This is a genomic window from Curtobacterium sp. NPDC090217 (assembly GCF_044746705.1).
Taxonomy (GTDB): Bacteria; Actinomycetota; Actinomycetes; order Actinomycetales; family Microbacteriaceae; genus Curtobacterium.
Genome location: NZ_JBIVCR010000008.1, coordinates 14,480 through 27,415, shown reverse-complemented (window position 1 = coordinate 27,415; position 12,936 = coordinate 14,480). Strand labels below are relative to the sequence as shown.

Sequence of the window (12,936 nt, the reverse complement as noted above, 5' to 3'; positions counted from 1 at the left end):
GGTCGCGGCGGTCCCCGTCGGTCAGGCCCTCAGCGCCGCGCGTGTGCCTGCAGTGCGTCGAGCAGGGCGGTCACGTGCGGGGCGCGCCCGTAGCGGTCGAGCACCCACGTGCGGCAGCGTTCCCCGAGGGAGGGGTCGTGGACCGCCTCGTCGAGGACGTCGAGGACCCGCTTCGCCAGCACCTCGGTGTCCGACGGGTCGACGGTGAAGCGCTCCCACCCGTCGGAGAGGATCTCCCCGGTGCCACCGGACGCCGCGGCCACGACGGGGCGTCCGGTGGACATCGCCTCGACGACGACCCGACCGAAGCCCTCCGGCTCGATGGACGGCGCGACGACGAGGTCAGCGGCGTGCAGGAGCGGGACCACGTCGTCCCGCTCCGGCACGACGAGCACGGAGTCCTCGGGGAGCTCGGCGACGGCGCGGTTCACGGCGTCGGCCTCGTCCGGGTAGAGGGCGCCGGCGAGCACGAGGAGCGGCAGGCGTCGCCCGGACGACGCGGACGCGGGGACCGTCTCCGGCTGCCGTGCCGCAGCGGTCTCGAGCACGCGTCCCCACGCCTCGAGCAGCGCGAGCACGCCCTTCGCACGGGTGAGCCGTCCGTAGTACAGGACCGTCAGCGTGGCGTCGTCGATGCCGAGCACCGCACGGGCACGGTGCACGTCTGCCGGTGTCGCTGCGGGGAAGTCGTCGGTGTCGATGCCGTTCGGCACGATCGTGATCCGGTCGGCAGGCGCGCCGGCAGCGCCCCATGCCGTCGCCATCGCCTTCGACACGGCGAGGAACTCGGTCCGGCCACCCGCCATGGGCCCGATGCGGTTGTAGTTCGGCGCGTGGTGCAGGTGGACCGCGAGGGGCACACCGGACACCAGCGACGCGAGCCGCCCGAACGGCAGGTACTCCGGCCGGTTCAACCACAGGACGTCGAGGTCCGCACGACGGAGCCGCAGACCCTGGCGAGCGAACCGCCAGGCGTCGCGGACGGCCGTCCTGATGCCGAAGCGGTAGTCGACGGCGTCGTGCAGCGGCACCCCCATGGCCTCGAACGGCGCGCGTCCGTCCTCGGATCGTGGCGAGTGGGCGTTGCGGTGCCAGATCTCGACCTCGTGGCCGGCGGCGAGGAGCTCGGCCGTGTCCTCGAGGACGCAGCGTTCCAGCCCCCCGGTGATCGCGAGCCCCGTCGTGACGACGCCGATGCGGAGTCGCCTCGAGCCGTCCTGCGTGTGCTTCCGTCGGGTCATGACGCACCTCCTCGTGCTGCCCGCAGCCGACGGAGGAACCACGGGAGGCACCCGAGGACACCGATGATGCGGAACCAGTTCCAAAAGACGTCCTGCGGCACGAACAGCGATGCCGCCGCGACCGTCAGGGCTGCGAGCACGGGGAGCACGATCCGGAGACCCGGCCCACGCCACTCGCGTCGGTCGGGCAGCACGAACAGCTGCATCGCGGCGAGGACCACGTAGGCCACCACCGTCGCGATCGCTGCCCCGGCGATGCCGAACAGCGGGACCAGTGCGAGGTTCGCACCGATGTTCACGGCGCCCGCGATCGCGGCGATCACGCCGACCGCCACGCCGCGCCGCTCCACGAGCAGCAGACGACCGGTGGCTCCGCTCGCGACCACCGGGAACGCCGTGATCGCGACCACGAACACCACGACGGTGAGTTCCTCGACGCGGTACGACGCCGGTGCGAGGATCGGCAGCGCCACGGGGGAGACCAGCGTGACGGCCAGCAGCACGGGCGCGAGCATCCGGTACAGCTCGTCGCGGGAGTGCATGGCGAGCTGCCGGCGGGCGACGGCGTCGCGGAGTGCGGCGAAGTGCGGTGCCCATGCCTGGTTCGTGAACGACAGGAGCAGGATCACCGCGGAGCCGACGACGTAGGCGATCTGGTAGCGCGCGACCTCCTCGGGGCCGAGCAGCCGCTGGACGACGACACGGTCGCCGGCGTTCAGCACGAAGTACGACAGGTTGCCGAGCGCGATCGGGATGCCCAGCTTGAACGCGCGGGCGTTCGTCGCGCCGTCGAACAGCCCGGCCAGGCGCGGCCGCGTCGCCGCGATCCCGATGACCATCGCGACGCCCTGCGCGACGACCCCGCCCCAGGCGTACGTGGTCGCGTCGGCGTGCACGAGCGTGAGCAGCCCGAGGCCGATGATCGAGCCGCCGATCGACGACAGCAGACTCGTCACCGCGAACACCTTGATGCGGTCCTGCGCCACGAGGAGCGCCAGCGAGATCTGCACGATCGCTGCCGGTCCGGTCCAGAGCACCGCGACGAGGAGCAGCGGGTGGTTGCCGATGAACCCGGCGGCGTCGGCCCAGACCGGGATCGTGGTGAGTGCCACCACGGTGACGATGCTCGCGGTGACCATGCCGACGGCGAGGAGTCCTCGTGCACGCCGGTCGTCGCCGTCCTCGGCCCGCTGGAGCACCGACGCCTGGTCGATCCCGGCCACCGCCAGCACGACGAGCGCCTGGTACAGCGCGATCGCGGAGGCGAGCACACCGAACTCCGCCGGCGGCATGAGGTGCGCCAGGACGGGGGAGATGAGCGACGAGACGACCAGCTGCATCGACCAGACGACGACGTAGAGCAGCCCACGGCCGAAGAGCGCGTTCGCACCCTTCCGGACGGCGACGCTCCCCGTGTCGACCGCGCCGAGCGCGGCGTCGGACGACGCCGACGACGGCGCTGCGGACGCGGACGCGGCGGCGGAGGCTTCACGGGCCTCGCGCGCCTCGCGCCGGGTCTGCGGGGGCACGGTCACGGTGCGACCACCTCCGGCGTGGGCGGTGAGACGACCGGCGCCGCGGGGGACGCCCGACGTCGCAACCCGAACGCCTCGTCCACGACCTCGAGCAGGTCGGTGCTCCGCTCGGTCGAGAACTTCCGCGCGAACACGTGCGGCAGGTCCACGTCCGAGCCCGTCCGACGCTCGAGCAGCCGCCCGGCATCGACGATCGTCAACCACGGCGGGCTCTTCATCGCCGTGCCGTCCCATCCGATCCACCACAGCGAGTGCGGCACGTGCTCGTCGGCGAAACCCGGAGTCAGCGCGGGCGAGCTCAGGACCGACGGCACGAAGGTCTCGTCGGCGATCCAGCTCCGTCGCCAGAAGCGGACGAGGTCAGGACGCCGGTCGACGACGTCGACGACCGCTGCCGCGTGGTGGCGAGCCAGGACCTTGAGCTGCGAGCCGCCGGCGAGGACGACGTCGCGTGGCATCCGCCGGGGCACCGGGAGCCGCAGCATCGTCTTCCGCCACGCCCAGTGCCGGTACCGGAGCCTGGCCACACCACCGTCGCGCCCCCACGCCGGGAACGGCAGCGGGTGCACGGCGAGGAACGACTGCTCCCGGTGCGCTGCGAGGAGTCCGGTGATCTCGGCCGCGTCCGCGAGGGGGTAGTCGCTGCCCGTGAGCACCGCGACGTGCGAGGCGTCCGTCGTGGCGAGCGCCGCCCGGTACCCGGACACCTCCGCCTCGACGTTCTCCCACTTCGCCCAGCCGGTGCGGATCCTGGGGAGGACCACGACCCGTTCCGGCAGCCCGTCCGTCATCGCGCGGAAGACCGGTTCCGGCGTCCGCGCGTCGCAGTGCAGGAACACCGGGAACGGGTCCAGCGCCTCGACGAGGCGGCGGACGTGCGCTGGGTCCTCGTGAGCGAGGACGATGCACGCGGGCACCGTGCTGGGGATGGCCATGGACGCGACGCTAACCGCGCCGTTCCGGGCCGGACAAGGCGACCGGAGGCCCTCTGCGGGGAAGCGGCGGTTTCCCGCACCGCCCCGTCGTGATCAGCGTTTCCGGCGGAACTCCGGGCAGTCGCAGAGCGCGCAGTCGGTGCCGGGACGGTAGTGCTCGTGGGCGTCCTGGACGTGCCCGCAGACGCAGGTCGCGGCGTCGACGACGACCACGCGCTGCTCCGACGAGACGACGACACCGAGCTCGGTCGCGGGGCCCAGCGGCATTCGTCCTCCTCGTGCCCGACGTGCTGCCGTCGGGTCGTCTCCAGCGATCCTACGGGGACCGGACCGCTGACGTGGCGGCAAACCGCAAGAGGGACGACCGTCGCCGCATCCCGGCGGGCACGCCGTTGACCGCGCGCGAGGGTGCCCGGAGCATCGGGGACATGAGCGACCACCAGGCGACCACGACCAGCGTGCTCACCCTCACGCCCGCGATGCCGTCGCCGGACGCGCCCGCATGGCCCGGCGCGGCCTGGGTCGGCGCCGTCGACCGGCAGCAGGCGCTCGCCGCGTCTGCCGTCGAACTCGCCGGCGCCGACGGCTTCCGCCGCGCCCGACTCCTCGTCCGTGACGGACGGGAGGTCGCGGGCTTCGTCGACGTCGCGGTCGACGCGACCGGCGACGTGGACCCGGCCGAGCTGGGACCGGCCCTCCGCGCCCTGCGCACCACGAGCCTCCCGTCCGTTCCGCTCGGACCGACCGACGGCCGGATCTCGGTCGTCATCGGGACCCGCGACCGACCGGCCGACGTCCGTCGGTGCGTCCGGTCCGTCCTGGCGTCCGACCACCCCGACTTCGAGGTGTTCGTCGTCGACAACGCGCCGACCACCACGGCGACCCGCGACGTGGTCGCCTCGTTCGCGGACGCTCGCCTCCACTACGTCCTGGAGGCCCGACCCGGCGTCTCGCGCGCACGGAACGCCGGTCTCGCCCTCGCGTCAGGGGCCGTGGTCGCCTTCGTCGACGACGACGTGGTCGTCGACCGGGGCTGGCTCGCTGCGCTCGCCGACGCCTACGCCCGCGACGCGGACGTCGTCTGCGTCACCGGCCTGGTGCCGAGCGGTGAACTCCGGACCCCGACGCAGCGCTACTTCGACGAGCGGGTGACCTGGGCGCGGAACACCGACCGCCGGGTGTTCCGCACCGCGGCACCGCCGGCCGACCTGCCGCTCTTCCCGTTCTCGGTCGGGGCGTTCGGCACCGGCGCGAACATGTCCCTCCGTCGATCGGCAGCGCTCGCCCTCGGCGGGTTCGACGTCGCGCTCGGCCCGGGGACACCGTCCCGCGCGGGGGAGGACCCCGACCTGTTCACCCGGGTGCTGCTCTCCGGCGGGGCGCTCGCCGTGGAGCCCTCCGCGATCGTGTGGCACCGGCACCGCCCCGACCGCGCGGCGCTGCGCTCCCAGGCACTCGGGTACGGGACCGGGCTCGGCGCGTGGGTCGCGAAGCTCATGCTGCGCCCGCGGACGGCGTTCGCGGTCTTCCGACGAGCGTTCGGTGCCCTGCGGCAGCTCGGCGCGCTCGGCCAGGGCGCCGGAGAGGTGTCCGCGGCCGTCGACGCCGTCGGCGGGTGGCCCGTCGACGAGGAGTTCCGCGCGGCGACCGCCGGGCTCAAGCGCGTCGAGCTCGTGGCGGCGCTCTGCGGTCCGTGGCGCTACGTGCGCGGACGTCTGCGTTCCCGCGCGTAGGCGCGCGCCCCGCGTGCCGCGCTCCATCGCCCACGGAGCGGGCGGCGGGCGGCCGGCGCGGGCGCCGCGGCGGGCTAGGGGCGAAAGCGCCCCTCCTCGACCTCGCGCCAGAACCGACGGCTCTTGAAGTACGCCGCCGGGCCGAGCGGGAAGCCCCGGAACTCGTGGTACGCCAGGGACCGGGGGATGCGGGTGGTCGACGCCTCGGTGATGGTCTCGGCGGCCGCGTCGCGCTTCCCCGCGAGCCGCGACACGAGCTGCGAGAGCTTGATCTTGCCCGCGCGGGGCATCAGCCGCGCCAGGACCAGCGCGTGCCGGCGGTCCTTCGCGATGAGCTCGCACATCAGCGCGGTGAACCCGACGCCGTTCGAGTGCAGCTGCCCGTGCAGTCCCTCGAGGGTCTGGCGGTGCCGGTGGTGCACGACCGCGCGGGGTTCGAAGCCGATGCGGCCGCCGCCCCAGAGGATGTCGATGAAGATCGCGAGGTCCTCGCCACCGCGGGCGGGGACGCCGGCGCCGAGCACGGGGTCGAACCCGCCGACGGCGTCGAACGCAGAACGACGGACCGCCCAGTTCGCCCCGGCGCCGTACCCACCGATGCCGTACACGGCGAAGTGCTTACGGACCGTGCCGTCCGGGCTCACGGCAGAGGCCTGCGCGTGCCGCATGACACCGGGGACGTCGTCCGGGACGATCGTCACCGGGTCGAAGGTGCGCTCGCCGCTGAAGCCGCCGTAGTACGCCTCGTACCAGATCTGCGCGGGCGTCTCGAGCTCGACGGGCAGGATCATCCCCGTCACGGCGGCGACCTCGGGCTCGCGGACGAAGCGCGTGCCGATCGATCGGAGCCACTGCGGGTCCACGCGGACGTCGTCGTCCGTGAACGCGATGATCTCGCCGCGCGCGGCCGCCACCCCGCTGTTCCGGCCGATCGAGCAGCCGGGGCGCCGTTCCGTGACGAGTCGGACGTCGCGGCCCTCGAGGAGTCCCGGGAGCGCGTCGATCTCGGGGACCTTCACGCGGTTGTCGACGAGGACCACCTCGTAGTCGGGGTAGTCGAGGTCCTCCAGGAAGTCGAGCAGCTTGCCGATGTCCTCCACCCGGGTGACGATCGTCGACACCACGATCGAGATCATCGGCAGGTCCGCGTCCGGAACCGGGGTCGCTGCGCCGCCGACGCTGTGCTCGCGCTCCGCGACGAGCGGGGCGAGTGCCCGCGCGGCGTCGGCGGGGTCCTCGGTGAGGAGCACGTCGAGGGTCGTCACGGGGAACCCGCCGCGGTAGCCGACCACCAGCGCGGAGGAGCCGGTCTGGTCGGCGACGAGCCGTGGCAGCGGAGCATCGAGGTCGACGCTGACGACCCGACGGGGGCCGGGCACGGTGACGGGGGAGAGCTGGGTCATGGTCCGGACGTTATGTCGGTCCGGCAGTCTCCCTCTACGGCGGGCACCAGCAGTGGCGGGGATCATGCGGGGTTCCGCAGCCCGGCGCCGCATCGCCGGAGCGGCGGGTGAGCGCTCACCCAGGAAGTCTGGGCAACTCCAGAGGTCACACTCAGGTCACGGCTTCGATGCAACCGGTTGCAAAACGCTGAGTGCGGGCGTAGCTTCCACTCCCAGCAGGCAGCGTCGCCTGCTCCAGGTGGTCGTCGTCCGGTACCCGAGACGACGGCTCCTGGTGATCTCGATGAGGAGACAACGCTGTGAAGAACACACGCGCGAAGGTGCGACTCGCATCCGTGGCCGGGGTCGCCGTGATCGGCCTCGCCCTGGCCGGCTGCTCGAGCGGCAGCTCGGCCTCGGACGCCAAGGACGGGCAGGACAGCCGCGGCCCGATCACGTACGTCCAGGGCAAGGACAACTCGAACGTGGTCCGCCCCCTGATCGCCAAGTGGAACAAGGCGCACCCGGACGAGAAGGTCACGTTCAAGGAGCAGTCCGACCAGGCCGACCAGCAGCACGACGACCTCGTGCAGCACTTCCAGGCGAAGGACGACGGCTACGACGTGGTCGACGTGGACGTCGTGTGGACCGCGGAGTTCGCCGCGAAGGGCTGGCTGACGCCACTCACGGGATCGATGAAGGTCGACACGTCCAAGCTGCTGCCCGCCACCGTGAAGACGGCGACGTACAACAACACGCTCTACGCGGCACCGCAGACCTCGGACGGCGGCCTGCTGTACTACCGCAAGGACCTCGTGAAGACCCCGCCGACCACGTGGTCGGAGATGATGAGCGACTGCCAGATCGCCAAGGACAACGGCATCGGGTGCTACGCCGGCCAGTTCGCCAAGTACGAGGGCCTCACCGTGAACGCCTCGGAGGCGGTCAACAGCACCGGTGGCTCGATCCTCGGCAAGAGCGGGACGCCGGACGTCGACACCGCGAAGGCGAAGGCGGGCCTGGAGAACCTGGTCGCCGCGTTCAAGGACGGCAACATCCCGGCCGAGGCGATCACCTACCAGGAGGAACAGGGCCGCACGGCCTTCGAGAGCGGCAAGCTGCTCTTCCTCCGCAACTGGCCGTACGTGTACAACCTCGCCAAGACCGACGGCTCGTCGACGGTCAAGGACACCTTCGGCGTCGCTCCGCTCCCGGGTGCCGACGGCGTCGGCGCGTCGACCCTCGGCGGCCACAACGCGGCGATCAGCGCGTACTCGAAGCACAAGGCGACGGCGCACGACTTCCTCGAGTTCCTGATGTCGAGCGACACTCAGAAGTTCTTCGCGACCCAGGGCTCGCTCGCCCCGGTGATCGGTGACCTCTACACGGACTCCGAGCTGACGGCGAAGCTCCCGTACCTACCCACCCTGCTGAAGTCGATCCAGAGCGCGGAGCCCCGCCCGGTCACGCCGTACTACCCGGCCGTGACGAAGGCGATCCAGGACAACTCCTACGCGGCACTCAAGGGCTCGAAGAGCGTCGACGAGGCGATGAAGGACATGGAAGCCGCCCTCAAGGCGGCGACCACCAGCAACTAGCGGCTCGCGCCGCGTCGGACTGGAGGCATGGGTCACCCATGCCGGTGCCTCCAGTCCGCCCCTACTTGCGTCCCGACACCGGCAAGGAGGCCGTCAGTGTCAGCAGCAACCGAGATCCCAGCCGCCATCCCGAACCCCCAGGGTCTGGAGCCGCCCAAGCGGCGGCGCGGCGGACTGAACGCCGAACACGGCCGATGGGCCGTGTACCTGATCGGCCCGACGATCGTGCTCCTCGCCGTCGTCATCGGCTACCCCGTCGTCAGCGCGATCATCCAGTCGTTCCAGCTCGACGCCGGACTCGACAAGGCGACCGGCCTGTTCGTCGAGGGCGGCTTCGCGGGCGTCACGAACTACGTGCACTGGCTCGGCCAGCAGTGCGGCAACGTCACGTGCCCCCCTGGCAGCCTCGGCGCCCAGTTCTGGGTGTCGTTCGGCAACACGTTCTTCTTCACGGTCGTCACCGTGCTCGCCGAGACGCTCATCGGCGTCTGGATGGCGATCATCATGAACCGCAACTTCAAGGGCCGCGCGCTCGTCCGCGCCGCGATCCTGGTGCCGTGGGCAATCCCGACCGCCGTCACCGCGAAGCTCTGGTACTTCATCTTCGACGCGAACGGCGTGCTCAACCACGTCATCGGCCACCAGATCCTCTGGACGAGCGGCGAGTGGGCGTCCCGGTTCGCGGTCATCATCGCGGACACGTGGAAGACGACGCCGTTCATGGCGCTGCTCATCCTCGCGGGCCTGCAGCTCATCCCGGAGGAGGTCTACGAGGCCGGCAAGATGGACGGCGCCTCGACCGTGCAGCGCTTCATGCTCATCACGCTCCCGCTCCTGAAGCCGGCGCTGATGGTCGCGATCCTGTTCCGCGTGCTCGACGCGCTGCGCATGTACGACCTCCCGGCGATCCTCACCGGCGGCGGCGGTGGTTCCGGCAACGCCACGACGACCCTGTCGATCCTCGTGGTCGACCAGATCAGGCAGGGGTTCAACTCCGCCTCAGCGCTGTCGACGATCACCTTCCTGATCATCTTCGTCGTCGCGTTCCTGTTCGTGCGGTTCCTCGGCGCGAACGTCGTGCAGACACAGGCAGCCCAGCAGAAGGGTGAACTCAAGTGACCCTCGCAGCAGACCGTCCCCGGTCGTCGACGCGTTCGCGCGAGCGATCGATCGACCGCGCCGACGTCCGTGTCCAGCGGCACACCGGCCCGCGGGTCCGCACCGCGATCCAGGCGATCATCATCGCGGTGTGGTGCCTCCTGCCCTTCTACTGGATGGTGGTGACGAGCTTCCGCGACGTCGGGTTCACGTTCGACGCCACCCCGTGGCCGACGCACGTGACGCTCGACAACTACGCGACGGCGTTCTCCACCGAGCTCGGCAACCACCTCGGGCGGGCGCTGCTGAACAGCCTGCTGATCGGCGGCGTCGTGACGATCATCGCGCTGCTCGTCGGGACCTCGGCGGCGTACGCGCTGGCCCGGCTCGAGTTCAAGGGCAAGTCCCTCATCGCCGGTGCGATCCTCGCGGCGTCGATGTTCCCTGGTGTCGCGCTGATCTCCCCGCTGTTCCAGCTCTTCACGGACATCGGGTGGATGGGGACGTACCAGGCGCTCATCCTGCCGAGCATCTCGTTCGTGCTGCCGCTGACGGTCTACACGCTGGCGTCGTTCTTCCGTGAGATGCCGTGGGACCTCGAGGAAGCGGCGCGCATCGACGGGTGCACCCGCGTGCAGGCGTTCCGGCGGATCATCCTGCCGCTCGCCGCGCCCGCCGTGTTCACCACCGCGATCCTGGCGTTCATCTCGTCCTGGAACGAGTACCTCATCTCGTCCCAGCTGTCCTCGGACGCCACCCAGCCGGTCACCGTCGCCATCGCGTCGTTCGCCGGGACCCAGCCGCACCAGGAGCCGTACACGGCGGTGATGGCAGCGGGGACGATCGTCACGATCCCGCTCGTGATCCTCGTGCTCGTCTTCCAGCGGCGCATCGTGGCCGGCCTCACCGCCGGCGGTGTGAAGGGCTGATCGCCATGGCGTACCGCGCACCGCGTCGACCGTCGGCACCGATCGAGGAGGCCATGGGCTTCGTCGGCTTCTTCGGCGTCGCGTTCCTCGCCGTCACCGTGTTCTGCGAGTTCACCGGCCGACCGGCGCTCGGCTGGGCGCTCACCCTGTTGGCGTGCGTGCTCGTACTCGTCGCGCTCGACCGCTGGCGGGTCCGGGTGGTCCGTCGGTCGGAGGCCGCCGAGGCCCTGGCCGCCGGCCGCGTCCTCCGCCGCGACGAGCACCCGGTCGGGGTGCACGTCCCCGGTGGCCGCGCGCCCGTCGAGACCGTGTTCCGCGACCACGTGCACGTCGGGTTCGACGAGCGAGCGCCGCGACCGCATCGCACGCGAGCCGTCGCGCGGACCGGCGCCGGGCCCGTGACCCGTGACGCGGGGGACGCGACGCACGGCGCGGACGGCTGACCGGCCTCCCGGCTGTGTCCGATGGGGATCCAGGAGATCGCGACCGTCACCGGGCTGTCCAAGGCGACCGTGTCCCGCGCCCTGCGCGGACTCCCGACCGTGGCGGACACCACGATCGACCACGTGCGCCGGGTCGCCGACGAGCTCGGGTACGTCCCGAGCTCGGCGGCGGCCGGGCTCGCCACCGGGCGGCAGCGTGCCGTCGGGGTCGTCGTGCCGGTGTTCGACCGCTGGTTCTACGTCAAGGCGCTCAGCGGGGTCGACGCCGAACTGCGGCGGGCGGGGTACGACCTCGTGCTCTACAACCTCGGCGGCCCCGGGGGAGACCGTGACAGGGCGTTCCGACGGTCGATGCTGCGGCAGCGCGTCGACGCCCTCGTGCTGCTGTCGCTCGTGCTCGACGAGACCGAGCGGAGCGAGCTGCAGGTGAGCTCGCTGCCGACCATCGTCATCGGTGGGCCGGCCCCCGGACTCCGGAACGTCGGGATCGACGACGTCGAGGTCGCCGGCATGGCGACGGAGCACCTCGTCGGGCTCGGGCACCGGCGGATCGCGTACGTCGGCGGGCAGGACGAGGCGGGCATGAACGTCGCGGTGCCGTACCGTCGGCGGGACGGGTTCGTCGACGCGATGCACTGCGCCGGACTCTCGGTGCCGCCGTCGTGGATCGCGGACGGACGGTTCTCGTTCGCCGGTGGGGTGGACGCCGGCCTGTCGTTGCTCGGGCCGGGTGCCGATCGACCGACCGCGGTGTTCTGCGCCTCGGACGAGATGGCGCTCGGCGTGATGCTCGCCGCGGCTCGACTCGGCCTGTCGGTGCCCGATGACCTGTCGGTGATCGGCATCGACGGGCACGAGTACGGCGCAGCCGTCGGGTTGACGACGATCACGCAGGACCCCGAGGCGCAGGGACGTCTCGCCGCCCGCGCGGTGCTCGCCGAGGTCGACGGTGCCGCGGTCCGTCCGGTGCCGCCGTCGCCGGCGTCGCTCGTGGTGCGGTCGTCGACGGCGCCGCCGCGTTCCTGACGGGCGGGCGCTGCCCGCCGCCGCGGTCCTGGGCGGGCGCTGCCCGCCGCCGCGGGCCTTCGCACAACCGAAAGCAGTCCGCACCATGCGTACGCGCGGCGCGGACTGCTTTCGGTTGTGCGGCGGCGAACGGAACCACATCAGCACCCCGCGTACGCTCGGCAGCATGGAGGTCACGAAGCTCGAGCACGCCTGCCAGATCGTCGACGTCGACGGGGCGCGGCTGGTGATCGACCCGGGGAACTTCACGCGCGACGTGGACGTCACGGGTGTCGTCGCGGTCGTGCTCACCCACGAGCACCCCGACCACGTCACCCCGGCGCAGCTGTCCGGCATCCTGTCCCGGAACCCCGGCGCGGTGGTCTTCGGTCCGGGCGGAGTCGCCGCCGCGCTGCCGGACTTCGAGGTCGACGTCGTCACGGACGGGTCCTCGCGATCGGTCGGGCCGTTCGCGCTGACCTTCCACGGCACCCGGCACAACGTCATCCACTCGTCCGTCCCGGTGATCGACAACACCGGCCTCATGGTGAACGGGCAGCTGTTCTACCCCGGCGACAGCTACACCGTCCCCGGCGTCCCGGTCGAGGTCCTCGCCGCACCCGTCGGCGCCCCGTGGCTCAAGGTCGCCGAGATGATGGACTACGTCGCCGCGATCGCACCCCGTCGCGCCTACCCCGTGCACGAGGCGACCCTCTCCGACATCGGCTACGGCATGCACACCGGCCGGCTCCGCGAGATGGTCGAGCCCGCCGGTTCGCTCGTCCTGTTGCAGCCGGGCGAGTCGCTCACGATCTGAGCGGGGACCGGACTGGAGGCTCGGCTCGGCCCGTGCATGCACGCTGCGGCATGACGGCACACCCGGGCGACACGCCTCGTTTTGGCAGGTCGGACCGCTTGTGCCATACTTGTCGAGTTGTCGGAACGGCCCCATCGTATAGCGGCCTAGTACGCTGCCCTCTCACGGCGGTAACGCGGGTTCGAATCCCGCTGGGGTCACCACAGGTGGCTTAGCCCGA

Annotated in this window: 12 protein-coding genes and 1 tRNA gene; 8 read left to right on the top strand and 5 right to left on the bottom strand. The window is 71.7% G+C overall.

What is annotated here, in order from left to right; translation table 11 throughout:
- Positions 1–29: 29 nt before the first annotated feature.
- The 4 genes from ACIPJ2_RS18950 to ACIPJ2_RS18935 form a co-directional block, all read right to left on the bottom strand.
- Entirely contained in the window at positions 30–1,241 is a 1,212-nt protein-coding gene (locus tag ACIPJ2_RS18950) for a glycosyltransferase family 4 protein (RefSeq protein WP_402730144.1), read from the bottom strand.
- Complete coding sequence (locus ACIPJ2_RS18945) at positions 1,238–2,776, bottom strand: lipopolysaccharide biosynthesis protein (protein ID WP_402730143.1); 1,539 nt, start codon at positions 2,774–2,776, stop codon at positions 1,238–1,240. Before ACIPJ2_RS18945 ends, ACIPJ2_RS18950 begins: the two co-directional genes overlap by 4 nt.
- Complete coding sequence (locus ACIPJ2_RS18940) at positions 2,773–3,711, bottom strand: beta-1,6-N-acetylglucosaminyltransferase (RefSeq protein WP_402730142.1); 939 nt, start codon at positions 3,709–3,711, stop codon at positions 2,773–2,775. The genes ACIPJ2_RS18945 and ACIPJ2_RS18940 overlap by 4 nt, the downstream gene beginning before the upstream one ends.
- Positions 3,712–3,804: 93 nt before the next feature.
- A complete protein-coding gene (locus tag ACIPJ2_RS18935; protein WP_281264907.1) occupies positions 3,805–3,978 on the bottom strand; it encodes a hypothetical protein in 174 nt (57 codons plus the stop codon).
- A gap of 161 nt (positions 3,979–4,139) precedes the next feature.
- On the opposite strand from ACIPJ2_RS18935, the gene ACIPJ2_RS18930 reads away from it, so the two are divergent.
- Positions 4,140–5,444 carry a glycosyltransferase family 2 protein gene (locus tag ACIPJ2_RS18930; protein ID WP_402730141.1) on the top strand — a complete coding sequence of 435 codons (1,305 nt, stop codon included), beginning with the start codon at positions 4,140–4,142 and terminating at the stop codon, positions 5,442–5,444.
- Positions 5,445–5,518: 74 nt separating this feature from the next.
- Here ACIPJ2_RS18930 and ACIPJ2_RS18925 read toward each other — a convergent pair whose 3' ends face one another.
- A complete protein-coding gene (locus ACIPJ2_RS18925) occupies positions 5,519–6,847 on the bottom strand; it encodes a glycosyltransferase (RefSeq protein WP_402730140.1) in 1,329 nt (442 codons plus the stop codon).
- A gap of 299 nt (positions 6,848–7,146) precedes the next feature.
- Between ACIPJ2_RS18925 and ACIPJ2_RS18920 the strand changes: the two genes are divergently transcribed.
- The 7 genes from ACIPJ2_RS18920 to ACIPJ2_RS18890 all read left to right on the top strand — a co-directional run bounded on the left by ACIPJ2_RS18920 (position 7,147) and on the right by ACIPJ2_RS18890 (position 12,919).
- Positions 7,147–8,424: an ABC transporter substrate-binding protein gene (locus tag ACIPJ2_RS18920; protein ID WP_402730139.1), complete on the top strand. Its 1,278-nt coding sequence runs from the start codon at positions 7,147–7,149 to the stop codon at positions 8,422–8,424.
- A 27-nt stretch (positions 8,425–8,451) separates the two neighbouring features.
- Complete coding sequence (locus ACIPJ2_RS18915; RefSeq protein WP_402730138.1) at positions 8,452–9,543, top strand: carbohydrate ABC transporter permease; 1,092 nt, start codon at positions 8,452–8,454, stop codon at positions 9,541–9,543.
- Between the two features lie 50 nt (positions 9,544–9,593).
- Complete coding sequence (locus ACIPJ2_RS18910; protein ID WP_402730153.1) at positions 9,594–10,451, top strand: carbohydrate ABC transporter permease; 858 nt, start codon at positions 9,594–9,596, stop codon at positions 10,449–10,451.
- Between the two features lie 5 nt (positions 10,452–10,456).
- The gene (locus ACIPJ2_RS18905; RefSeq protein ID WP_402730137.1) at positions 10,457–10,894 is read left to right on the top strand and encodes a hypothetical protein; all 438 of its coding nucleotides are present in this window, start codon (positions 10,457–10,459) and stop codon (positions 10,892–10,894) included.
- Between the two features lie 21 nt (positions 10,895–10,915).
- Entirely contained in the window at positions 10,916–11,920 is a 1,005-nt protein-coding gene (locus ACIPJ2_RS18900; protein ID WP_402730136.1) for a LacI family DNA-binding transcriptional regulator, read from the top strand.
- A gap of 166 nt (positions 11,921–12,086) precedes the next feature.
- Complete coding sequence (locus tag ACIPJ2_RS18895; protein ID WP_402730135.1) at positions 12,087–12,716, top strand: MBL fold metallo-hydrolase; 630 nt, start codon at positions 12,087–12,089, stop codon at positions 12,714–12,716.
- Between the two features lie 127 nt (positions 12,717–12,843).
- Positions 12,844–12,919 (top strand) — tRNA-Glu (locus ACIPJ2_RS18890).
- The last annotated feature ends 17 nt before the right edge of the window (positions 12,920–12,936 follow it).